The following is a 20,995-nucleotide window of genomic DNA, read 5'->3' as shown; positions in this document are numbered from 1 at the left end:
GCAGGTGACCGACAGGCGAACGACAGCGCCGCCTTACGCCCCTCCGACCGCGCGTGGGCGAAGCTGTCGGCGCTGCTTGAACGGCGTGGGCCCGCTGACCGTACCTGTTTCCAGATCACGCTCCATCCCCGGAAGGGACACACCGGCATGACCGTATCGTTCCAGTCCGCATCGGGACCCGCCCGCCGTACCGTGGTGGCGGCCGCGGGGGCCGCCGGCCTCGCCGTGGCGCTGACCGCCTGCGGGGGTTCCGACGACGACGCGCCCGCCTCGGCGGAGTCCGGCGGCACGGCGGACGACGCCGCGAACGGCGGCGGCGCCGCCGAGGGTTCCGGCGGCGGGGACGCCGCCGGCGGCACGCCGCTCGCGTCGACCGCCGACATCCCCGAGGGCGGCGGCACGGTGTTCGCCGACCAGCAGGTGGTGGTCGTCCAGCCGTCGGCGGGCGAGTTCAAGGCGTTCTCCGCGACCTGCACCCACCAGGGCTGCGCGGTGAAGAGCGTCTCCGACGGGCTCATCAACTGCCCCTGCCACAACAGCAACTTCTCCATCGCGGACGGCAGTGTGAGCAGCGGTCCGGCGACCGAGCCGCTGCCCGCGGTGCGGATCACCGTCGACGGCGACTCCATCACCCTCGCCTGAACCACCGCCGCCCGTGCACGATGGGGAAATTCCGTGCACGGCACAAGCACAGCAGGACCGCAGGAGGGGCCGTATGACCGCCACGCAGCGCCGGGGCCGCAAGATCATGATGACGCCCGGGGAGCTGGACGGCTTCCTCACCGAACAGCGCACCTGCCGGATCGCCACGGTGTCCGCCGACGGCATGCCGCACGTGAGCACCCTGTGGTTCGTGTGGGACGGCGGCTCGATGTGGCTGTACTCCGTGGTGCGCAGCAGGCGGTTCGCGGATCTGCGGCGTGACCCGCGGGTGGCGGTCGTGGTCGACACGGGCGAGGAGTACGGCGAGCTGCGCGGCGCGGAGCTGTCCGGGCGGGTGGAGTTCGTGGGCGAGATCCCGCGCACCGGCGAGCTGCGGGCGGAACTGGACGTGCCGGAGACGCTGTTCGCCCGGAAGAACTTCGGCCTGGACGAGATGCCGCACGACGGCCGGCACGCGTGGCTGCGGCTGACCCCGGAGAAGGTCGTGTCCTGGGACTTCAGGAAGCTGTCGCACCTGTCCTGACCGGAGCGGCGTCCTCCGGGACGGTGTCCCGGAGGACGCCGTCCCCGGGGGCGCCCCCGAAGCGCTCCCCCGCCGTCCGCAGCGCCCGTACCGCCGCGCGGATCGACGGGCGGCGGTCGGCGTCGGCGCGCCAGACGACGAACACGTGCCGCCGGACGCGCTGCCGCAGCGGCACGGTCACCACCCCGCCGGGCAGCGGGTCGCGGCCCAGCAGCGGCGCGACGCACACCCCGAGCCCCGCCGCGACCAGGTTGAGCTGGGTGTGGCTCTCGGCGGCGCGGTGGGCGACGATCGGTTCGACGCCCCTGGAGCGCAGGGTGAACATCAGCCACTCGTGGCAGAACTCGCCCTCGCCCCAGGTGATCCACTCGTCCTCGGCCAGCTCGGCGAGGTCGATCTCCGCACGGCCCGCGAGCGGATGGCCGGCCGGCAGGGCGACGTCGGCCGGGTCGTCCAGCAGCAGGGCCCTGACCAGCCCGTCGGGCAGCGGCATCGGCTTGTTGTACCAGTCGAGCACCACCGCGAGGTCGAGGTCGCCGCGGACCACGTCCCGGATGCCGTTCTCGGGTTCCAGCTCCCGCGACCGCACCCGCAGGGCCGGATGCCGTTGCCGCAGGTCGGCGAGCGCGAGCGGGAACAGTCCGCGGGCGGCGGTCGGGAAGGCGGACATCCGCAGTTCGCCCGCGACCTGACCGCGCTGCGCCTCCAGGTCGGCCTGGGCCAGTTCCACCTGGGACAGGATGCGCGCGGCGTGCTCGGCGAGCAGCCGGCCCGCGTCCGTGAGCCGCACACCGCGCCCGTGCTTGGCGAGGAGCCGCTGGCCGACCTCGCGTTCCAGCTTGGCCATCTGCTGGGAGACGGCCGAGGTGGTGATGTGCAGCCCCTCCGCCGCGCCGCTGACCGAGCCGTGCCGGGCGAGGGCGTCGAGGGTGCGCAGGCGATCCAGGTTCAACATGTAAGCGATGCTACGAGATATCGCGTGCGAATTCTCGATTGTGCTACGAGATGAGTCTGCCTCATCGTTATCGGTATGAGCAGCGTCACCGCGACCACCACCACCGCGCCGGATCCGACCGACCCCGCGCCCGCACCCGCCCGCCCCCGCCTCGACTGGAGGCTGCGCTTCGCCGCCCTGTCCCTGATCTGGGGCTTCAGCTTCCTCCTCATCAAGGTGGGCACGCAGGGTTACGCCCCGTTCCAGGTCACCCTGGGGCGGCTGGCGTTCGGCACGGCCGTGCTGGCGGTGGCCATGGCGGTGCGGCGGGAGGGGCTTCCGCGCGGCGCCCGCACCTGGGGGCACCTGGCGGTCGCCGGTTTCCTGCTGAACGCCCTGCCGTTCTCGCTGTTCGCCTTCGCGGAGCTGACCATCCCGTCCACCCTGGCCGGCATCTGCAACGCGACCTCCCCGCTGTGGGGCATGGCGCTGTCCCTGGTGGCGCTGCGCGAGGACCGGCCGACCCGGGTGCGGGTGGCCGGGCTGGGCCTGGGCTTCCTCGGGGTGCTGACCGTGCTGGGGGCGTGGCAGGGCTTCGAGGGCCTGGACGCGCGCGGCACGGCCCTGGCCCTGCTCGCCTCGCTGAGCTACCCCGTCGGCTGGATCTACGTCCGCCGCACCCTCGCCGGCAGCAGCCACTCCCACCTGTCGCTGACCGGCGGCCAGTTGCTGCTCGCGACGGTGCAGCTGGCGATCGTGACCCCGCTGTTCACGACGGCGCCGTCGGGCCTGGCGGTCGGACCGCTGCTGGCGATCGCCGCGCTGGGCACACTCGGCACGGGCCTGGCGGTCCTCGTCCAGTACGGCATCGTCGCGGAGGTCGGCCCGACGACCGGCCAGATGGTCACCTACTTCGTCCCGGTCATCGCCGCCGCGGCCGGCGTCCTGTTGCTGGGCGAGACGCTGACCTGGTCGACACCGGTCGGCGCGGTCATCGTACTGGCGGGGGCGGCGCTGACCCAGGTGAAGCCGAAACGGCCGGCGTGACGGGACGGGCCGTCGTGCCGGCGGGGGCGGCACCGGCCCAGGTCAAGCCGAAACGGCCGTGCGGCCCGGTGAGGGGGCCGCCGCCTCTCAGGCGTAGGTCCGCCGGTCCCCCTCACCGGGCCGCACGGCCGAGGCGACCGCCTCGGCCAGCGGTTCGATCTCCGCCTGCGTGAGCGTGGAGACGGTGACGCGGATGCCCGGCGGGGCGGTCATCCGGAAGCGCGCCCCGGGCGCCACCGCCCAGCCGGCGTGCAGCAGCCGGGCGACCGCCCCGGTCTCGTCGGGGACCGGCACCCACAGATTCATGCCGCTGCGCCCGTGCGCCGTGATCCCGCGCCGTCGCAGCGCCGAGGCCAGCGCGTCCCGGCGCCGCCCGTAGCGCGCCGCGACGGCCGCCGGGTCCACCGCGCCGTCGGCCCACAGCCGTGCCACCGCGCGCTGGACGGTCAGGCTGACCCAGCCGGGCCCGAGCCGCTGCCGGCCGCGCACCCGGTCGAGGGTGAGCGTGTCGCCGGTGAGGATCCCGAGGCGCAGGTCGGGCCCGTACGCCTTGGCGGCCGAGCGGGAGAAGGCCCAGCGGTGCGTGGCGCCCGCGAGGGCGTGCAGCGGCAGGTCGACGATGTGGTGCCCGTGGTCGTCCTCGATCAGCAGCGTCTCGGGGTGGTCGGCGAGCACCGCGCGCAGGGCCTGGGCGCGTGCGGCGCTCAGCGCGGCGCCGGTCGGGTTCTGCGCGCGGTCGGTGACGATCAGCGCCCGCGCCCCGCCCGCCAGCGCCCCGCGCACGTCGTCGGGCAGCGGTCCCTCGTCGTCGACGGCCACCGGCACGGTGCGCAGGCCGAGCGCCGGGACCAGGTCCAGCAGACTCCCCCACCCCGGGTCCTCCACCACCACCGCGTCCCCGGTCCGCAGATGGGCGGCGAGCACCCGCTCCACGGCGTCCAGCGCGCCCGAGGTGACGGCGACCGGTCCGTCCGGCACCCCGTCGGCGTCCAGCCCGGCCCGCGCCAGCCGCTCCAGTCCGGGATCGACGGGGGCATGCCCGTACAGCACCGGCTCCCGGTCGCCCTGGGCCGCGGCCGCCGCGAAGGCACCGGCCAGCGGGGGCAGCAGTGCGGGGTCGGGATTCCCGTCGGACAGGTCGCGCACGCCCGGCGGGGCCTCCACCCGGATCAGTTCCCGGGCGGTGGTGGCCGGCTTGGGCCGCACCCGGCTCCCCCGCCGGCCCGCGGTCTCGATGACCCCACGCTCGCGCAGGGTCCGGTACGCGGCGGCCACGGTGTTCGGATTCACTCCGAGACGCTCGGCCAACTCCCGCATGGGAGGCAGCGGTTCGCCCGGCCGCAGGGCCCCCTCCCCCACCGCCCGCTCGATGCTCGCGGAAATGTCCGCTGCGCGCCGCCCACTGATCCGATACTCTCCTAGCACAAACCTTATTATGCACTAGTACAATGGAGCTGGCCATGCAGGGGCACCAGTCACCGCAGCGGCGACCCGACGCCGCCTACACGCCCACCGCGCGCACCGTCCCCACCCGCGCCGCCCAGCGCGCGGGGTACGACAAGGATCTGGTGCACGCGATACTCGACGAGGGCTACGTCTGCCACCTCGGCTTCGTCCGGGACGGCGCCCCGGTCGTCCTGCCCACGCTCTACGGCCGCGTCGGCGAGGTCCTCTACGTCCACGGCTCCACCGGCTCCCGCCCGCTGCGCGCCGCCCGGTCCGGCGAAGGGCTCCCCGTGTGCCTCACGGTCACCCACGTCGACGGTCTGGTGCTGGCCCGCTCCGCCTTCCACCACTCGGTCAACTACCGCTCCGTGGTCGTGCACGGCACGGCGTACGACGTGACCGACCCGGAGGAGAAGCGGCGGGCGCTCGACGCCCTGGTCGACCACGTCGTGCCGGGCCGCGCCGCCGACTCCCGCCCGGCCGACAAGAAGGAACTGGCCGCCACGGCGGTGCTCCGCCTCCGCCTCGACGAGGTCTCCGCCAAGGCGCGCACCGGCGGTGTCAACGACGAGCCCGAGGACCTGTCCCTGCCCCACTGGGCGGGCGTCCTCCCCGTCCGCACGTCCTACGGCCTCCCCGAGCCGGACCCGGGTCTGGCCCCCGGCACCGAGGTCCCCGGGTATCTGACGGCTTTGTGATGCCGATCCGCCCCTGGGACGCACCCCGCGACGACATGCGGCAACGGTGACCCGCCACCCCGACGTCGGCCGGCCCACGGCCGACGGCCCACCGGGCGCGCCGCCCCGCGTCCGGCCCCCGCGCTCCGCCTGCGACGCCGACCGCGGCGAGGCGGTGACCCACCCGTCCCGCTCCGTCCCGCGACCGAGGCCGCTCCGGACGTCCCGCTGAGCGTGCTCGACGCCTACGCGCGCGTCCCCGGGACCGGGCAGGCCGGCCGCCCGGGCACGGCGTCCCGGCCGGCCTCTGCGCCGCCGTGCGGGTGCGCTGCCGCGCCCACCTCGTGGACGACCCGGCGGAGAAGGCGGCCTGCTGAACCGCCGAGTCGGCCACGTCCGGCCGGAGGGCGGCTCCGCACCGGCCGCACCGGGCGAGGCCCCGTACGGGAGACTCCTGTCCGGCGTCCGCGGCCTCCGGCTGGGAGCGACCGACGTCCGGGCCGAGTCCGCGTACGCGGGCAAGCGGTCGCAGGCGGCCCGGAACCGCACGGCCGACGGCTCGTCGGAACGGAGGTCGCGCGGGACGCGGCAGCACGGGGTCACGTCCTGCGGGCGGGGCCGGCCGCCCGCTGATGCAGCGGCGGCACCCGACGGCCACGGGCAGGGCGCCTCCGGTCGACCGGTGGCGCCCTGCCTCACCTCAGGCCGGGACGGCGTCCCGCCGTGTTCCACGGGCGGCCCGCGCGTCCCGCGCCTCGCCGACCGCAAGGCCCGCCACCGACCCCAGCATCAGCAGGGTGCCGGCCAGCGTCGCCGCCGTGAGGCGTTCACCGAGGAGGACGACGGCCAGCACCGCCGCGCTGACCGGCTCAAGCAGCATGATCACGGACACGGTCGCCGACCGGACGACCGCGGCGCCCGCGAAGTAGAGGCCGTAGGCCAGCGCGGTCGGCACGGTCGCGACGTAGGCCAGCAGGAGCAGCAGGGTGCCGGGCGCGTCGGTGTGCGGCAGCAGCCCCTCGACCGCGGCGAACGGCAGAAGCACCAGGCTGGTGACGGCGAACGCCCCGACGGTCGCGCCGGACGAGTCGGTGCCGCCGTCCCGCCCCCACCAGCGGGTGAGCAGGGTCATCGCGGAATAGCCGGCGGCGGACAGCAGGGCGAGCAGCACCCCCACCGGGTCCACGGTCGCGTCCTCGCCGCCGAGGACGAGCACCACGAGTCCGAGGAGCGCGCCCGCGACGGACGCGAGGCCGCCGCGTCCCAGCCGTTCCCCCATGGTGAACCGGGCGCCGACGGCCATCAGCACCGGACCGGCGCCCAGGGTGACGACAGTGGCCACGGCGAGCCCCGTCGCGGAGACGGCGGCGAAGTACGCGGTCTGGAAGACCGCGAGCCCGATGCCGGTGGCCGCGGCCCGCGCCACCCGGCGGCCCAGCGGCGCGGGGACGGTGGCGCGGGACCGCCCGGACAGCAGCCGTACCGCGTACAGCACGGCGAGCCCGGCGGCGCAGCGCCAGAAGGACAGGGCGACGGGGCCCATGTCGCTGGTCCGGTAGACCAATGAGGCGGCGGCGCCCGCGGTGCCCCAGGCGGCACCGGCGACGACGAGATAGATCAGGCCACGCCCGACGGGCAGGCCGGAGACGTTGTTCGACACGTGTTCTCTCTCCGCAGAGGCGCGCACCACGCGTCGGCGTGGGCGCGGACGTTCGGAAGGGAGCCCGGCTCAGGCCCGGCCGGGGCCGGGGGACCGGGGTCCGCTGACTTCGTCCGCGGGCAGCACCGCGACGCCCGGCACACTGCCGGGCGCATGCGCCGGAGGGCCCGCCTCAGGCGGCCGGCGGCGGGAGAACACGTGCGCGCATATACATGATCAGCACCCTAGGCGGTGGTTCCCGGCGAGGACAACTCCCTTTCGCGGCCTCCGCTCGCGACGGGTCCCCCGGGGGGGCTTCGCCGGAGCGGAGGACTGGGCGATGAGGGCGCCGGTCAGCACGACCACGCCGCCGACGATCTGCGGCGCCGACAGGTGCTCGCCCAGCAGCACCCAGGCGAGGACGGTGGCGATGACCGCCTCCAGGCAGGCCACGACACCGGCGACCTGCGGCGAGAGGCGACGCACCGACAGCACCCCGGTGACGTACGCGGCGACCGTGGCGATCAGGACGATCCAGCCCAGCAGCAGGAAGGCGGCGACGGGCGTGCCGTCCATCGCGGCGGTGCCGGTGAGCACGGACCGGTCCATGGACCAGGGCCGCGCGATCACGGTCAGCACGGCGGCGCCGATGAGCAGCCCGTACGCGATGACGCCGAGCGGGTCGGGGGCCTCCTCGCTGTCGCTGCCCTGGTCGGACAGGACGAAGTAGCCGACCTGGCAGCAGGCGGCGCCGAGCGCGAGCGCGAGTCCGAGGGCGTCGAAGCCGAGCCCCGCCCACACCTCGACGACGCAGGCCAGCCCGCCCACGGCGAGCACCACGCCGACGGCGGCGGCGCGGGTCACCGGCCGCCGCTGCACGAACCGCACCCAGCCGAGGACGAGCGCGGGCGCCAGGTACTCGACGAGCAGCGCGACGCCGACGGGGATGCGGGAGATCGCGGCGAAGTAGCAGGCCTGCACACCGGCCACGGCGAACAGCCCGAACCCGGCGAGCAGCGCGGGTCGGCGGCGCAGCAGCCCGCGGTGGCGGACGGCCAGCGGCAGCATGACGAGAGCCGCGCCCGCCACCCGCAGCCACACGACGTGCAGCGGGTCGAGTCCCGCCTCGATCAGCGGCTTGGCCGCCACGCCGGAGCCGCCGAAGGCCACGGCGGACACCAGCGCGAGGGTCAGCCCGGTGCCTCGGGCGCGTGAGCTGCGGAGAGGAGCTGTCGTGGACACCGCCACATGATGACAGCCTTCGACAGGACCGTCACCCCCTGAGGCACCTGTCGTCCCACGCCCTCCGCAGGCGCGGGGAACCGCACAGAGGGGGCCGGAGGACGAAGCCCCCTTCCGTGTGACCGGAGGCGAAGAGGCGGGGGGACGAGAAAAAAGCCCGCCCCGCGGCCCGCCCCTCAGCCCGCCGGACTCCGATCCGCCTCACCCGCGAGGTCACGGGGATCCACCCCGGCCCGCCGCAGCACCTCGGCAGCCCGCGCCTGCGGATCCGCGACGAGCGCGGCCAGCAGATCCGTCCCCCGGACCGCCCCGCCACCCCGACGAGCAGCCCGCTCACGCGCCCGCTCCACACAACCCGCCGCAAGCGGCGAGAACCCCGCCGCGCCCTCCACGACCGGCAGCCCGCCCCCGTCCTCGACGGCCCCCTGCCACCTCAGTCCGTAGCCGATGCTGCGCTGCACCAGATACCCGAGCAGCCGCGCCACCGTGGGGCCCTCACCGAACGCGGCCCGCACCTCGGGGTCGGACTCGAGCAGGGAGTGCAGCAGATGCGCGGTGTCGATCTGCCGGTCGCCGTCCCGGACCACCCTGCGCCGGGCGCCGGCCACCACCGCCGCCAGCTCCGGGCCGAGCCCGGCGTCGTCGTCCGCGCCGCGCGCGGCCTGCGCCCGGGGCCACTGGGCCTGCTGCCGGGGGATACGGGTTCGCACGTCTCCCACCCCATCAGTCCGGGCAGCCGGGCACATCCCCGGCGCGACGCATCTTGACGTCCCACGGGAAGTGGACACGGCCCGGCGAAATCTCCTCCTTGGGAACGAGATCAGGGCGCACACGCCTAAGGGGCGCAGGCCTCCCGGCGCACGCCCCCAAACTCTCCCACCGGCCGGCGGCCGTCGGCTCAGTGCTCATCCGCGAGGATCAGATACAGCTTCTTGCGGGCCTCGTTGATGACGGCGAGCGCCTTGTCACGCTGCTCCTTGTTCCCCGTCTTCCAGACCTGCCCGAAGGCCTCCATCAGGCCGAACCCGGCCTGCCGGACTTCGCTCAGCGCCTCCCAGTCCACCCCGCGCGAGGCCTCCTCCCAGGGCGCCTCCGGACCGTCCTCGGCGGCCGTGCGGCCGGCCTCGGTGAGGGAGAACAGCTTCTTGCCGCCCTCGGACTCGCTGACGATCAGGCCCTCGTCCTCCAGCAGCTGGAGCGTGGGGTAGACCGAGCCGGGGCTGGGCTTCCACGCCCCGCCGCTGCGCTCGGCGATCTCCTGGATCATCTCGTAGCCGTGCATCGGGCGGTCCTTCAGGAGAGCCAGGATCGACGCGCGGACGTCACCGCGCCGCGCCCTTCCCCTGGGTCCGCCGCGCCCTCGGCCGCCCCAGGGGCCACCGTGGCCGAAGCCGGGGCCGAAGAGACCTCCGGGCCCGCCCGGACCACCGGGGCCGAAGGGCCCGAAGGCCGCCCGCAGCCGTTCGAAATCGTCCCGCCCGCCGCGCGGGCCGCCGTGTCCGTGCCCCTGACCGTAGGCACGCATGGCAGCCACCCCATTCCATCGTTGATCTATTGTGATACTTCAACGATATATCGCAATAGCCTCGTCGACAAGGCCCTCGGCACCGGACCCGCCGCGCGGTGACTCCCCCGCCCCCGCATCAAGGCCGCCACCCGCGCATCGGCCCGCTCCCCCGGGCCGCCCGCCCGCCCTCTACCGTCTGAGGCATGCGGATCCGAATCGTCGATGCCTTCACCGACCGTCCCTTCAGCGGCAACCCGGCCGGAGTGCTGCTCCTCGATGCCTTCCCGGAGGACTCCTGGCTGCAGGACGTCGCCCTGGAGGTCAACCACCCCGAGACGGCCTTCGCCCACCCGCTGCCCGAGGGCGGCGAGGCCGACTGGGCGTTGCGCTGGTTCACGCCGGTCACCGAAGTGGCCATGTGCGGCCACGCCACGCTCGCCACCGCGCACGTCCTGCACACCACCGGCGCCCACAAGGGGCCGGTGCGGTTCGCCACGCGCAGCGGCGTGCTGGTCGCCGAGCCGGAGGAGGACGGCACCGTCACCCTGGACTTCCCCACCGCCCCGCTCACCGCCGTCGACGTGCCCGAGGGCGTCGCGGAGGCGCTCGGCGCCCCCGTCCTGTCCGCCTTCGACACCGGCCCGAACGTCGGCGACCTGCTCGTCGAGCTGGCCGACGAGCGGACCGTGCACGCCCTGCGGCCCGACCACAAGGCTCTGAAGACCTACTCCGAGCGCGGGATCATCGCCACCGCCCGCGCCGGAGACCCGGACGCGGCCCACGACTTCGTCTCGCGCTGCTTCTTCCCCAACGTCGGCATCGACGAGGACGCGGTCACCGGAAGCGCGCACACCGCGCTCGCCCCGTACTGGTCGCAGCGGCTCGGACGTGCCGTCCTCACCGGGCTCCAGGCCTCACCGCGCTCCGGCCTCGTCCGCACCGAGGTGCGTGGCGCCCGCACCCTGCTCGGCGGCCGGGCGGTGACGGTCATCGAGGGCGACCTGCTGGTCTGACCCCCGGTACGACGAAGGGGGCGTACGACCGACCGGCCCGTACGCCCCCTTCGTCCGGCTCACGCCGTCGGCAGCCAGCCGACCTTGCCCGCGAGCAGCGCATAGCCGACGAACGCGCCGATGTCGAGGAGCGTGTGCGCGGCCACCAGCGGCCCGACGCGTCCCCAGCGGCGGTACAGGTACACGAACACCACGCCCATGACCATGTTGCCGATGAAGCCGCCGATGCCCTGGTAGAGGTGGTACGAGCCGCGCAGCACCGCGCTGCCCGCCATCGAGGCGGTGGGCGACCAGCCGAGCTGGTCGAGCCGGCGCAGCAGATAGCCGACGACGAGGACCTCCTCGAGGACCGAGTTCTGCGCGGCCGACAGGATCAGCACGGGGTACTTCCACCACACCTCGGGCAGCGCCTCCGGCACCACGGTGAGATTGAAGCCGAGCGCGCGCACGGCCAGGTAGAAGGCGATGCCGCTGCTGCCGATGACCGCCGCGATCGCGGCGCCGCGGCCGAGGTCGGACCAGGGCCGGGTGCGGTCGAAGCCGAGGGCGCGCAGTCCGGAGCCCTCGCGCAGCAGCAGGTGCGCGACCAGGGCCACCGGCACCAGCGCGGTGGTGATGCCGAACAGCTGCCAGGCCAGGTCCAGCCAGGGGCGGCCCGGCGCGGCCGAGGCGTTGAGGGTGGCCGCCTGGTCCTTCAGACCGCCCGGTCTGGTGACCGAGCCGATGAAACTGATCAGCGCGGACACCCCGCTCGCGCCGAGCGACAGCGCGAGGACGAGCAGTGTCTCGTCGCGCAGCGTCCTCCGCGAGAGGGTCCGCTCCGGATACGCATCGGCCCCCGGGCCCGCCGCCTCCGCCTGCACTCCTGCCTCCACATCACCGACCGGTCCGATCAGTATGAAGGCAGGACCTGTACGGCCGGCCGCGGGTCCGGGACCGCGGTCAGGCCCTCGTCGGCGCCGGTTCGGGCAGCCCGACCGGCCAGGTGTGCACGGGGTCGCCCTGCCGGGTCAGCTCGCGGTAGCGGCGGGTGGTGGCCGCCAGCGCCTCCTCCCGGCCGAGCCCGAGGTCCAGCGCCCGGTGGAACGTCGCGGCCTGCCAGGACGCGCCGTTGACCCGCCGCCGGCAGCGCTCCTCGATCACCCCGAGGTACCGGTCCCGGTCGGCGGGCTCGATGCCCCACGCGTCCAGCCCGGCCTCGGCGAGCGGCAGCAGCTCCTCCCGTACGAGGGTGACCGCGTCCACCTCGCCCAGACCGCCGAGGCGTCCGCGCCGGGGCCAGGTGAAGCGGGCGTCGATGCCGTCCTTGCAGGCGGCGTCGAAGTTGGCGGCGGCGGCCTCGAAGGGCAGCCGGCTCCACACCGGGCGGGCGTCCTCGGCGAGGGCGCGGACGACGCCGTAGTAGAAGGCCGCGTTGGCCACCACGTCGGTCACGGTCGGTCCCGCGGGCAGCACGCGGTTCTCCACGCGCAAGTGGGGGACGCCGTCGGCGATGTCGTAGACGGGGCGGTTCCAGCGGTAGACGGTGCCGTTGTGCAGGACGAGCTCGGCGAGCGAGGGCACGCCGCCGCGGTCCAGCACCTCGAGCGGGTCCTCGTCGTCGCAGATGGGCAGCAGGGCCGGGAAGTAGCGCAGGTTCTCCTCGAAGAGGTCGAACGCCGACGTCACCCAGCGCTCCCCGAACCAGGTGCGCGGCCGCACACCCTGCGCCTGCAGCTCGGGCGGGCGGGTGTCGGTGGACTGCTGGAAGAGCGGCGGCCGGGACTCGCGCCACAGTTCGCGGCCGAACAGGAAGGGCGAGTTGGCGCCGACGGCGATCTGCGCGGCGGCGACGGCCTGCGCCGCGTTCCACACGTCGGGGAACCGTTCCGGCGTGACCTGGAGGTGCAGCTGCACCGAGGTGCAGGCGGCCTCCGGGGCGATCGACTTCGAGGTGCACCTGAGGTGCTCCACGCCGTCGATGTCGAGGGTGAAGTCCTCACCGCGCGCGGCCACGATCTGTTCGTTGAGCAGCGCGTAGCGGTCGACGTCGGAGAGGTTGGAGGAGACGAGGTCGTCGCGGTCGAGCGTCGGCAGAATGCCGATCATCACGATGCCCGCGTCCACCTCTTCGGCCTTGCGGTCGGCGTAGGCGAGCGAGGTCCGCAGTTCCTCGTCGAGCCGGTCGAAAACGCGCCCGCCCAGCCGGTGGGGAGCGATGTTCACTTCCAGGTTGAACATCGCGAGTTCCGTTTGGAAGTCACGGCTCGCGATGCGCTCGAGGACTTGCGCATTCAACATTCTCGGCATGCCGTCGGCGCCCGCGAGATTGAGTTCGATCTCCAGCCCCATCAGGTTCTTGGGGCGGTCGAACCGCTTCTCCGTCAGGAGTCGCTCCAGGCCCGTCAGGCACCTGTGGAGCTTCTCGCGGTAGCGCTGGCGATCGGACAGGTCGAACTGACCCGCCACGACCTTTTCCCCCATCGAAGCGTCCCTCCTCGGATGGCGTACCGAAGATCGGCCGCCGGGGTCCCGGTCCACAAGCAAGGATGCCCCATGGATGCGATCGATAACGCCCCGGATGCATGTGGCGCCCGCTACTCTGTCGAGGTGTCCAGTGGCACATTCACGGGGCAATACGCGGGAAGGCGTATCACCACGCGGTTGCGAACTCGTGAAAACGCCGACCGGAATGGGCCGACCGTACGGCGGTCATGGCCCGAGGTCAGTGCGGTGAACCCTTTGGGAAATCGGCATCTTTTTCGCATATCGCCGACCTGAAATATCCTTGCCCGGGTCACCGGGGAGAGCTAGACGAAACATAATCTCAATCCGTGTCGTATAAACTCACTGCACAAGGCAGATCCAGGTGGGCGCCCACGGTCGAGTGATCCAGCCGTGAGACGGCGTGCGGCTCTCCTCACCCCCGTCTCCCGCTCAGACCCTCCGGGCCCCTGCCTCTCTGACCTTCGCGAGCTGACAGCGCCGTCCGCACCGCACGCCCCGCCCTCGCGCCACTGTGCCTTCGAATGAGAGGCGACCCACCATGCCGCTGCACGTACCCCCGGCTCCCGCGCCCGCACTGCGTTCCGTCCTGACCGCGCTCTCGTCGCCGACCGCCGTGCGCGACGCCCGAACTCCCTCCCTGCTCCGCGCCCAGGGGCCCGCCTCACCCGAGCTCCCGCTGCCGGTGCACGTCCTCGACCGGGTCACCGCCGACGGCGAGACCTCGACGACGCTCGCCGGGTGGCGCTTCCTGATCCGTACCGGCGATCGCGCGGTGGCCGCCGCCGACACCGTGCTCACCGCCGACGGATGGGCCTTCTCCCGCTTCTTCGAAGGCCCGTACATCACGTCCACCGAACTCGCGCTGCGCCAGGCGGAGGCCATGGGCCGGCCGTACCAGCCCCGGCTGCTGTCGGTGCCCGGCCTGTACATGCTGGCGCTGTGGCTGCACGGCGACACGGAGGCCGACGGCGCCGCCGGCGTCCCGGCCGCGGACGACCTGCTGGTGCCGCTGGCGCCGGCCCCGCCCGGCATCGCGGCCCACCGGCCGCACCGGGTCACGGATCTGCTCCCGGTGCTGACCCACCGCGTGACGCCCACCCGGCTGCTCGGCTCCCCGGCCTGACCCGCCCTCTCGGTCCGTGCCCCGTCGCCCGCGTCCCGGGCGGCGGGGCACGGGCGTCGGGCGGCGGGGAGCGTGCGTACGGACTAGCCCCATCCGGCCACTGCGAACCACCCGAAAGGACAGTGCGGTTGGGATGAACCGTCCGCGTGGGTGACGCGTCCTGAACCGGTGAGGAGCGGTGCCGCGAAATGCCTGCGGATCCTCGTCCGCGGGGCAACACTGGATCCCGACCGACTCATCGCCACGGGGGGCGGCCATGAACGACGATTCACGCCGCGCAACTGACACGACAGCCCACTCACAGGTCATCACAGAGCGAAAGAACCCACCCATGTGCCAGCACCAGCCACCGTGTCCCTCAGCCGACTCCGCCGACCGGGAATCCGCCCGTCTCGTGGCGCACCACCCGGAGCAGGGCTGGAGCCTGCTGTGCAACGGTGTCGTGCTCTTCGAGGACACCGGTGAACTCCTGCCCGACGGCAGGATCATCGCCCCGCAGCGGTCCCGGGGCGTCACGCTGACGTCCGCCTGAGCAGGGCCGGGCGGGACGGGGACCGCCCGGGGCGACACAGGGGGCCGGGCCGCGGGACGCCCCCGCGACCCGGCTCCGCGGCGTGTGCACGGCTCCTCATCCGCCGCGGCCCCGCGGAAGGGCACGGTGACGGCCGCCCCGGAAGGCGCAGGCGGCAGCCGCCGTGCGACCGGAGCCGCCTTTCCCCACGCGCCCGTCCTCCGGAAGACTTCTGGAGGTTTCGCGGGTTCCGTCTCGGAGGAGGGGCAAGTGGCAGCACAGGAGGACGACGCCGGGAGCAGGGTCACGATCACCGAGATCGCCCGGCAGGCCGGGGTCTCCGTCCCGACCGTCTCCCGCGTGGTCAACGGCCGCTCCGACGTCTCCCCGCGGACCCGCGCCCGCGTCGAGGACCTGCTGCGCCGCCACGGCTACCGCCGGCGCCCCGCCTCCTCGCCCTCGCGGGCCGCGCTGCTCGACCTGGTCTTCAACGACCTCGACAGCCCCTGGGCCGTGGAGATCATCCGCGGGGTCGAGGAGGAGGCCCACACCGCCGGGGTGGGCACCGTGGTGTCGGCGATCCACGGGCGTTCCGGCGACGCGCGCGAGTGGATCCGCAACCTGCGGGCGCGCGCCTCCGACGGCGTCATCCTCGTCACCTCCGCCCTGGAGTCCTCGCTGCACGAGGAGCTGCGCATCCTGGGCGTCCCGCTGGTGGTCGTGGACCCGGACGGCTCCCCCGGCCTGGACGTCCCCACCATCGGCGCCGCCAACTGGTCCGGCGGCCTGGCGGCCACCCAGCATCTGCTGTCCCTCGGGCACCGCAGGATCGGCCTGATCGCCGGCCCGCCGCGGCTGCTCTGCTCCCGGGCCCGCCTGGACGGCTACCGCGCCGCGCTGGAGGGCGCGGGCGTCACCCCCGACGACACCCTCGTGGCCCCCGGCGACTTCCGCCCCGAGTCCGGCTACGCGGGCTGCCACACCCTGCTGGACCTGCCGGAACCGCCCACGGCGGTCTTCGCCGCCAGCGACCAGATGGCGCTCGGGGCGATCGAGGCGCTGCGCGGCCGGGGACTGCGGGTGCCGCAGGACATGAGCGTGGTCGGCTTCGACGACCTGCCGGAGGTGCGCTGGTCGGCTCCGCCGCTCACCACGGTCCGCCAGCCGCTCGCCGACATGGGCGCCCTCGCCGTCCGTACGGTGCTCCGCCTCACCCGCGGCGAGCAGCCGGACTCACCCCGCGTGGAGCTCGGCACCGACCTGGTGGTGCGCGCGAGCACGGCGCCGCCCGCGCCGTAGGCGGTACGCCCGCACCGGCCGCCGCGCCCTATCGTGACCGGCATGCAGTCCTACACGATCGGCCAGGCAGCGCGGCTGCTCGGCGTCAGCCCCGACACCGCGCGACGCTGGGCGGACGCGGGACGCCTCACCACCCGACGCGACGACGCCGGACGGCGAGTGATCGACGGCCGCGACCTGGCGGCGTTCTCCGTCGAGCTGGCCAAGGCGGCCACGACCGAGGAGGACACCCCGTACACCTCGGCCCGCAACGCGTTCCCCGGCATCGTCACGGCGGTCAAGCTCGGTGACGTCGCGGCCCAGGTGGAGATCCAGGCCGGACCGCACCGCCTGGTCTCCCTGCTCACGCGGGAGGCGGTCGAGGAACTGGGCCTGGAGGTCGGCGTGGAGGCCACGGCCCGGGTGAAGTCGACGAACGTCCATGTCGACCGCACCTGACACGCGGCTCCTGTGGAGACGCACATGCGGACCCGATCACCGTCTGACCCTCGCTCGTGCGACAAGACAGGCACTCTTAGCCTCGCGGATGCGTCACAATGAAGGGGAGCGGGGTGAGCGTCCCCGTAGACGCCCGCCGCGAGGGAGTGCACTCGGATGATCCGTTCCGCCCGCCGGACCGCCGGTGTCGTCGCCCTCGCCCTCCTCGCCGCCCCCGGGCTCACCGCCTGCTCCTCGTCAGGGAGCGGCGGCGGAAGTCCGAGCGGCACCGTCACCGTCTTCGCCGCCGCCTCGCTGAAGGAGAGCTTCACGGCCCTGGGCGAGCGGTTCGAGAAGGAACACCCCGGCACCGAGGTGGCCTTCAATTTCAACGGCAGCGACTCCCTCGCCGCCGGAATCGTGGGCGGCGCCCCCGCCGACGTCTTCGCCGCCGCCAGCCCCGCCACGATGCGGCGCGTCACGGACGAGGAACTCACGGCGGGCGACCCGGTCGCCTTCGCGCGCAACCGCCTGGCCATCGCCACCGCCCCCGGCAACCCGCACGGCATCGACTCCCTCGCCGACCTGGCCGCGCCCGGCCTGAAGGTCGTCCTCTGCGACGGGACGGTGCCCTGCGGGGCCGCCGCCCGGAAGGCCCTCACGGCGGCCGGGGTCGAGGTCACGCCCGCCTCCTACGAGCAGGACGTGAAGGGCGCGCTGACCAAGGTGCGGCTGAAGGAGGCGGACGCCGCCGTCGTGTACCGCACGGATGTGAGGGCGGCCGGTGACACGGTGGAGGGCGTGGACTTCCCGGAGGCCGCGCAGGCCGTCAACGCCTACCCGATCGCCCGGCTGGAGGCCGCCCCGAACCCCGCGGCGGCCGAGGCCTTCGTCGCGTTCGTGACATCGCCGGACGGCCGGAAAACGCTCGGCCGGGCGGGATTCCTCGCGCCGTGACCGCCGCCCGGGAAGCAGTCCGCGCGGCGCGGCGGCCGCGCACCCCGGGCCGCGGTGTCCCGCTCGCCCTCCTCGCGCCCGCCCTGATCGGCCTGGCGTTCCTCCTGGTGCCCCTGCTGGCCCTCGTCGTACGGGCGCCCTGGCGTGACCTGCCCGAGCAGCTGACCAGCCCGGCGGTCTGGGACGCGCTGCGCCTGTCGCTGGTCTGCGCGACCACGGCGACCGCGCTCAGCCTGGTCGTCGGGGTGCCGCTGGCGTGGCTGCTGGCCCGCACCGACTTCCCCGGGCGGAGCCTGGTCCGCGCCCTGGTGACGCTCCCGCTGGTGCTGCCGCCGGTGGTCGGCGGCGTCGCCCTGCTGCTGGCGCTGGGCCGCAACGGCATCGTGGGGCGGTGGCTGGACGAGTGGTTCGGCGTCACCCTGCCGTTCACCACCGCCGGTGTCGTCCTCGCGGAGACCTTCGTCGCGCTGCCGTTCCTGGTGATCAGCGTCGAGGGCACGCTGCGGGCCGCCGACCCGCGGTTCGAGGAGGCGGCGGCCACCCTGGGCGCGTCCCGCTTCACCGCGTTCCGCCGGGTCACCCTGCCGCTGATCGTCCCCGGCGTCGCGGCCGGCGCCGTGCTGGCCTGGGCGAGGGCCCTCGGGGAGTTCGGTGCCACGATCACCTTCGCGGGGAACTTCCCCGGCCGCACCCAGACCATGCCGCTCGCCGTGTACCTCGCCCTGCAGAACGACCCGGCGGCGGCGATCGCCCTGAGCCTGGTCCTGCTGGCGGTGTCCGTCGCCGTGCTGGCCGCGCTGCGCGACCGGTGGACGAGGACGGTCTGACATGGTGCCCGAGGAGATGCCGGAGCGTTCCGGGGGTCCCGCCGCCGGGACCGCCCCCGCCGGGGCGCACACCCCTGCCGGACGTGCCCCCGCCGACGGACTCGACGCCCGGCTGGTCGTGGACCGGGGCTCCTTCCGGCTGGACGTCTCGCTGCGCGCCGCGCCCGGGGAGGTGATCGCGCTGCTCGGCCCGAACGGTGCCGGGAAGTCCACCGCGTTGCGCGCCCTGGCGGGCCTCGCCCCCCTCTCGGGCGGTCACCTGAGGCTGGACGGTCGGGACCTGCGCGACGCGCCGCCCGAGGACCGCCCGGTGGGCGTCGTCTTCCAGGACTACCTGCTCTTCCCGCACCTGACCGCGCTCGACAACGTGGCCTTCGGGCCGCGCTGCCGGGGCGCCGGAAAGGCGCAGGCCCGGGCCCTGGCCGCCGAGTGGCTGGACCGCATGGGGCTGGCCGACCACGCCGGCGCCAAGCCCCGCCGGCTCTCCGGCGGCCAGGCACAGCGCGTGGCCCTGGCCCGCGCCCTGGCCACCCGCCCCCGGCTGCTGCTCCTGGACGAACCGCTGGCGGCGCTGGACGCCCGGACGCGACTCGAGGTCCGGGCCGAGCTGCGGCGGCACCTGGCCGCCTTCGAGGCCGTGGCCGTCCTGGTGACGCACGATCCGCTGGACGCGATGGTGCTGGCCGGCCGGCTCGTCGTCGTGGAGCAGGGGCGGACCGTCCAGGAGGGCACGCCCACGGACATCGCCCGCCGCCCGCGCACCGAGTACATCGCCCAGTTGGTCGGCCTGAACCTCTACCGCGGCCGGGCCGACGGCCACACGGTCCGGATCCCCGGGGGTCCCGCCATCACCACCAGCGAGGATCTGACCGGGCCCGCCTTCGTCGCGTTCCCGCCCGGCGCGGTCACGCTGTACGGGGAGCGCCCCGGCGGGACCAGTGCCCGCAACCTGTGGCGCTGCGAGGTCGCCGGCCTGGAGACCCACGGCGACCAGATCCGCGCCGAACTGACCGGTGAGCTCTCCCTGGCCGCCGACCTGACCACGGGGGCCGCCGCCGAACTCGACCTGCGCCCGGGCGCCCCGGTCTGGGCGGCCGTCAAGGCGGCCCAGACCCACGCCTACCCGGCGTAGCCCCCGCCCGCGCGACGCGGTGACCGGTCGCCCGCAGGTGCGGAGGCGGGCCGTCGGGTCTCGCGGCCCGTCGCGGAGGCGAAGCCGAGCCAGGTGTGGCGGTTGCCCCACCAGCACCAGCCGACCTTCGGGGCGTCGCGCCGGTCCCGGCCGTCGCGGCCGGTGCCGTTGCTGATCCAGATCGCGGGCGTGCGGGCGTCGAACCTCCCGTTCGGCTTGCGCAGCCGGGAGCCGATGGTCATGAAGCAGCGGTTGCGCTCCAGGGCCTCGGGCTGCTGAAGCACCCAGTGGATGCCCTCGCTGAGCAGCAGTGGGGTGCGGCCCTTCCCGGTGAGCGCGGGCAGGGCCTCCTCCGGGCTCCAGTCGGCCAGGTGATCACCCCGGTCGACACCCGCGACCGTGTAGAGGGGGGCGTCGGGCAGGTCGATCCCCTGGGGTGTGAAACGGTCGACGTCCGGCATGTCCGTGACGACGAAGCCGGGCTTGCCGGCGTGGCGCAGCAACGGCGCGAGGACCGAGGCGGGGACACGGTCGGGGTGGAGGGCCAGCAGGGTGTCCCGGCCCGCCGCGGAGTGCCGTTCGGCGAAGGAGCGGATCTCTCCGGCCGGTATCCCCGCGTGCGTGTGCAGGCCGAGCCGGATCAGGCGGTCGGCCTGGGCCGACAGCGGGGGCAGCGGGGGCGGCGGGCTGGGGGTGGTGGAGGGGGTGTCGGTCAATGCGTGGCTCCTTGCCGGGGAGTTCCGGGCGGTGAGGGGGCGGTGGAGGCGTTCGCCGGGGCGGTCAGGACGTGGCGGGGGCGTCGCCACGGCTGCCTGTCCCACGGGCGGCGATCGCGCTGATCTCCGCGGGAGTACCGGCCATGATGGTGCGCACGTGGCGGGTGATCACGTCGACGGGCCAGTCCCACCAGGCCGCTTCCCGCAGGAGCGCCACGTCCGCGTCGCTGTGGCGCTGCCGGATCGGACGGGCGGGGTTGCCGCCGACCACGGTGTACGGCGCCACGTCGGCCGTGACGACGGCCCCGGCGGCGATGACGGCGCCGTCGCCGATGCGCACGCCCGGCATGACGGTGGCCCCGTAGCCGAACCAGACGTCGTTGCCGACCACCGTGTCCCCGCGGCTGGGCATGGCGGTGACCAGATCGAGGGTCCGGTCGGCCCACTCCCCGCCGAACATGGTGAACGGGTAGGTGGACACCCCCATCGTCGGGTGTGCCGCCCCGGCCATCAGGAAGCGGGTACCGGCGGCCACGGCGCAGAACCGGCCGATGATCAGCTTTTCCGGACCGTAGGCGTAGAGGACGTTGCGCCGCTCGAACTCCGTCGCCCCGTCGGGGTCGTCGTAGTAGGTGAACTCGCCCACCTCGATCGACGGGGAGGTGATCAGCGGCTTGAGGAACACGACGCGCTCGTGCTCCGGCAGGGGGTGCAGAACGGCAGGATCGGTCACGAGAGGTCCCCCGTAGGACTGGTCGATTCTTACGTCGGAAGTAAAATTACGCTCGACTCACGAAAGGTGTCAATAGAAAAATACTACGGTAGTAAGATTCGC

General features: G+C 74.2%; 22 protein-coding genes. 12 read left to right on the top strand and 10 right to left on the bottom strand.

Annotated elements, in window-relative coordinates:
- Window positions 1–147: 147 nt before the first annotated feature.
- Window positions 148–642: a Rieske (2Fe-2S) protein gene (locus ACIQ8B_RS17680; RefSeq protein ID WP_403547777.1), complete on the top strand. Its 495-nt coding sequence runs from the start codon at window positions 148–150 to the stop codon at window positions 640–642.
- A 73-nt stretch (window positions 643–715) separates the two neighbouring features.
- The gene (locus ACIQ8B_RS17675) at window positions 716–1,186 is read left to right on the top strand and encodes a pyridoxamine 5'-phosphate oxidase family protein (protein WP_403547775.1); all 471 of its coding nucleotides are present in this window, start codon (window positions 716–718) and stop codon (window positions 1,184–1,186) included.
- On the opposite strand, the gene ACIQ8B_RS17670 is transcribed toward ACIQ8B_RS17675, so the two are convergent.
- On the bottom strand, window positions 1,161–2,141 hold the full coding sequence (locus tag ACIQ8B_RS17670) for a LysR family transcriptional regulator (protein WP_290011088.1): 981 nt from the start codon (window positions 2,139–2,141) through the stop codon (window positions 1,161–1,163). The genes ACIQ8B_RS17675 and ACIQ8B_RS17670 overlap by 26 nt on opposite strands.
- A gap of 75 nt (window positions 2,142–2,216) precedes the next feature.
- Between ACIQ8B_RS17670 and ACIQ8B_RS17665 the strand changes: the two genes are divergently transcribed.
- The gene (locus ACIQ8B_RS17665; protein ID WP_290011087.1) at window positions 2,217–3,167 is read left to right on the top strand and encodes a DMT family transporter; all 951 of its coding nucleotides are present in this window, start codon (window positions 2,217–2,219) and stop codon (window positions 3,165–3,167) included.
- A gap of 87 nt (window positions 3,168–3,254) precedes the next feature.
- Here the strand turns inward: ACIQ8B_RS17665 and ACIQ8B_RS17660 are convergent, their stop codons facing one another.
- Window positions 3,255–4,592, bottom strand: a complete 1,338-nt coding sequence (locus ACIQ8B_RS17660) for an aminotransferase class I/II-fold pyridoxal phosphate-dependent enzyme (protein WP_403547773.1) — start codon at window positions 4,590–4,592, stop codon at window positions 3,255–3,257.
- Window positions 4,593–4,627: 35 nt separating this feature from the next.
- Between ACIQ8B_RS17660 and ACIQ8B_RS17655 the strand changes: the two genes are divergently transcribed.
- Window positions 4,628–5,311 carry a pyridoxamine 5'-phosphate oxidase family protein gene (locus tag ACIQ8B_RS17655; protein WP_290011109.1) on the top strand — a complete coding sequence of 228 codons (684 nt, stop codon included), beginning with the start codon at window positions 4,628–4,630 and terminating at the stop codon, window positions 5,309–5,311.
- A gap of 679 nt (window positions 5,312–5,990) precedes the next feature.
- Here the strand turns inward: ACIQ8B_RS17655 and ACIQ8B_RS17650 are convergent.
- The 4 genes from ACIQ8B_RS17650 to ACIQ8B_RS17635 all read right to left on the bottom strand — a co-directional run bounded on the left by ACIQ8B_RS17650 (window position 5,991) and on the right by ACIQ8B_RS17635 (window position 9,696).
- Window positions 5,991–6,950 carry a DMT family transporter gene (locus ACIQ8B_RS17650; protein WP_403547771.1) on the bottom strand — a complete coding sequence of 320 codons (960 nt, stop codon included), beginning with the start codon at window positions 6,948–6,950 and terminating at the stop codon, window positions 5,991–5,993.
- Window positions 6,951–7,166: 216 nt separating this feature from the next.
- Window positions 7,167–8,171, bottom strand: coding sequence for an EamA family transporter (locus ACIQ8B_RS17645; RefSeq protein ID WP_403547769.1), 1,005 nt, complete (start codon window positions 8,169–8,171; stop codon window positions 7,167–7,169).
- Window positions 8,172–8,347: 176 nt separating this feature from the next.
- Window positions 8,348–8,881 (bottom strand): Clp protease N-terminal domain-containing protein, encoded by a 534-nt coding sequence (locus ACIQ8B_RS17640; protein ID WP_403547767.1) that lies wholly within the window; start codon window positions 8,879–8,881, stop codon window positions 8,348–8,350.
- Window positions 8,882–9,069: 188 nt separating this feature from the next.
- Window positions 9,070–9,696, bottom strand: a complete 627-nt coding sequence (locus ACIQ8B_RS17635) for a PadR family transcriptional regulator (RefSeq protein ID WP_403547765.1) — start codon at window positions 9,694–9,696, stop codon at window positions 9,070–9,072.
- Window positions 9,697–9,881: 185 nt separating this feature from the next.
- Here ACIQ8B_RS17635 and ACIQ8B_RS17630 point away from each other — a divergent pair, with 185 nt between their 5' ends.
- Window positions 9,882–10,691: a PhzF family phenazine biosynthesis protein gene (locus tag ACIQ8B_RS17630; protein ID WP_290011081.1), complete on the top strand. Its 810-nt coding sequence runs from the start codon at window positions 9,882–9,884 to the stop codon at window positions 10,689–10,691.
- Between the two features lie 59 nt (window positions 10,692–10,750).
- On the opposite strand, the gene ACIQ8B_RS17625 is transcribed toward ACIQ8B_RS17630, so the two are convergent.
- Both ACIQ8B_RS17625 and ACIQ8B_RS17620 read right to left on the bottom strand, forming a co-directional pair.
- The gene (locus tag ACIQ8B_RS17625; protein ID WP_403547763.1) at window positions 10,751–11,554 is read right to left on the bottom strand and encodes a CPBP family intramembrane glutamic endopeptidase; all 804 of its coding nucleotides are present in this window, start codon (window positions 11,552–11,554) and stop codon (window positions 10,751–10,753) included.
- A gap of 79 nt (window positions 11,555–11,633) precedes the next feature.
- Window positions 11,634–13,154, bottom strand: coding sequence for a glutamate--cysteine ligase (locus ACIQ8B_RS17620; protein ID WP_403547761.1), 1,521 nt, complete (start codon window positions 13,152–13,154; stop codon window positions 11,634–11,636).
- A 562-nt stretch (window positions 13,155–13,716) separates the two neighbouring features.
- Between ACIQ8B_RS17620 and ACIQ8B_RS17615 the strand changes: the two genes are divergently transcribed.
- The 7 genes from ACIQ8B_RS17615 (at window position 13,717) to ACIQ8B_RS17585 (ending at window position 19,444) form a co-directional block, all read left to right on the top strand.
- A complete protein-coding gene (locus ACIQ8B_RS17615; RefSeq protein ID WP_106415227.1) occupies window positions 13,717–14,301 on the top strand; it encodes a hypothetical protein in 585 nt (194 codons plus the stop codon).
- Window positions 14,302–14,632: 331 nt separating this feature from the next.
- Entirely contained in the window at window positions 14,633–14,833 is a 201-nt protein-coding gene (locus tag ACIQ8B_RS17610) for a DUF5999 family protein (RefSeq protein WP_403547759.1), read from the top strand.
- A gap of 249 nt (window positions 14,834–15,082) precedes the next feature.
- Window positions 15,083–16,111: a LacI family DNA-binding transcriptional regulator gene (locus ACIQ8B_RS17605; protein ID WP_290011078.1), complete on the top strand. Its 1,029-nt coding sequence runs from the start codon at window positions 15,083–15,085 to the stop codon at window positions 16,109–16,111.
- A gap of 42 nt (window positions 16,112–16,153) precedes the next feature.
- Window positions 16,154–16,549, top strand: a complete 396-nt coding sequence (locus tag ACIQ8B_RS17600; protein WP_106416509.1) for a molybdopterin-binding protein — start codon at window positions 16,154–16,156, stop codon at window positions 16,547–16,549.
- A gap of 156 nt (window positions 16,550–16,705) precedes the next feature.
- Window positions 16,706–17,485, top strand: coding sequence for a molybdate ABC transporter substrate-binding protein (gene modA / locus ACIQ8B_RS17595; RefSeq protein WP_403547756.1), 780 nt, complete (start codon window positions 16,706–16,708; stop codon window positions 17,483–17,485).
- Window positions 17,482–18,312 (top strand): molybdate ABC transporter permease subunit, encoded by an 831-nt coding sequence (modB, locus tag ACIQ8B_RS17590; RefSeq protein ID WP_106415224.1) that lies wholly within the window; start codon window positions 17,482–17,484, stop codon window positions 18,310–18,312. Before modA ends, modB begins: the two co-directional genes overlap by 4 nt.
- A gap of 1 nt (window position 18,313) precedes the next feature.
- On the top strand, window positions 18,314–19,444 hold the full coding sequence (locus ACIQ8B_RS17585; protein WP_403547754.1) for an ABC transporter ATP-binding protein: 1,131 nt from the start codon (window positions 18,314–18,316) through the stop codon (window positions 19,442–19,444).
- On the opposite strand, the gene ACIQ8B_RS17580 is transcribed toward ACIQ8B_RS17585, so the two are convergent.
- Together ACIQ8B_RS17580 and ACIQ8B_RS17575 are read right to left on the bottom strand one after the other, a co-directional pair.
- Window positions 19,432–20,160 carry a DUF5701 family protein gene (locus ACIQ8B_RS17580; RefSeq protein WP_403547752.1) on the bottom strand — a complete coding sequence of 243 codons (729 nt, stop codon included), beginning with the start codon at window positions 20,158–20,160 and terminating at the stop codon, window positions 19,432–19,434. The genes ACIQ8B_RS17585 and ACIQ8B_RS17580 overlap by 13 nt on opposite strands.
- Window positions 20,161–20,224: 64 nt before the next feature.
- Window positions 20,225–20,893 carry a CatB-related O-acetyltransferase gene (locus ACIQ8B_RS17575; protein WP_403547750.1) on the bottom strand — a complete coding sequence of 223 codons (669 nt, stop codon included), beginning with the start codon at window positions 20,891–20,893 and terminating at the stop codon, window positions 20,225–20,227.
- Between the last annotated feature and the right edge of the window lie 102 nt (window positions 20,894–20,995).

It is taken from the genome of Streptomyces sp. NPDC096105, from assembly GCF_044763335.1.
In the GTDB taxonomy this organism is placed as follows: domain Bacteria; phylum Actinomycetota; class Actinomycetes; order Streptomycetales; family Streptomycetaceae; genus Streptomyces.
Note: the sequence above shows the minus strand (reverse complement) of the source record. Positions and strands in the feature narration are given on the sequence as shown.

Excerpts from the sequence above, each read along its gene's own strand:
- ACIQ8B_RS17635 (WP_403547765.1), bottom strand. The coding sequence starts at position 9,696 with ATGCGTGCCTACGGTCAGGGGCACGGACACGGCGGCCCGCGCGGCGGG.
- ACIQ8B_RS17670 (WP_290011088.1), bottom strand. The coding sequence starts at position 2,141 with ATGTTGAACCTGGATCGCCTGCGCACCCTCGACGCCCTCGCCCGGCAC.
- ACIQ8B_RS17585 (WP_403547754.1), top strand. The coding sequence starts at position 18,314 with ATGGTGCCCGAGGAGATGCCGGAGCGTTCCGGGGGTCCCGCCGCCGGG.
- ACIQ8B_RS17610 (WP_403547759.1), top strand. The coding sequence starts at position 14,633 with ATGTGCCAGCACCAGCCACCGTGTCCCTCAGCCGACTCCGCCGACCGG.
- ACIQ8B_RS17675 (WP_403547775.1), top strand. The coding sequence starts at position 716 with ATGACCGCCACGCAGCGCCGGGGCCGCAAGATCATGATGACGCCCGGG.
- ACIQ8B_RS17630 (WP_290011081.1), top strand. The coding sequence starts at position 9,882 with ATGCGGATCCGAATCGTCGATGCCTTCACCGACCGTCCCTTCAGCGGC.
- ACIQ8B_RS17665 (WP_290011087.1), top strand. The coding sequence starts at position 2,217 with ATGAGCAGCGTCACCGCGACCACCACCACCGCGCCGGATCCGACCGAC.
- ACIQ8B_RS17680 (WP_403547777.1), top strand. The coding sequence starts at position 148 with ATGACCGTATCGTTCCAGTCCGCATCGGGACCCGCCCGCCGTACCGTG.
- ACIQ8B_RS17620 (WP_403547761.1), bottom strand. The coding sequence starts at position 13,154 with ATGGGGGAAAAGGTCGTGGCGGGTCAGTTCGACCTGTCCGATCGCCAG.
- modA (WP_403547756.1), top strand. The coding sequence starts at position 16,706 with ATGATCCGTTCCGCCCGCCGGACCGCCGGTGTCGTCGCCCTCGCCCTC.
- ACIQ8B_RS17615 (WP_106415227.1), top strand. The coding sequence starts at position 13,717 with ATGCCGCTGCACGTACCCCCGGCTCCCGCGCCCGCACTGCGTTCCGTC.
- ACIQ8B_RS17600 (WP_106416509.1), top strand. The coding sequence starts at position 16,154 with ATGCAGTCCTACACGATCGGCCAGGCAGCGCGGCTGCTCGGCGTCAGC.
- ACIQ8B_RS17655 (WP_290011109.1), top strand. The coding sequence starts at position 4,628 with ATGCAGGGGCACCAGTCACCGCAGCGGCGACCCGACGCCGCCTACACG.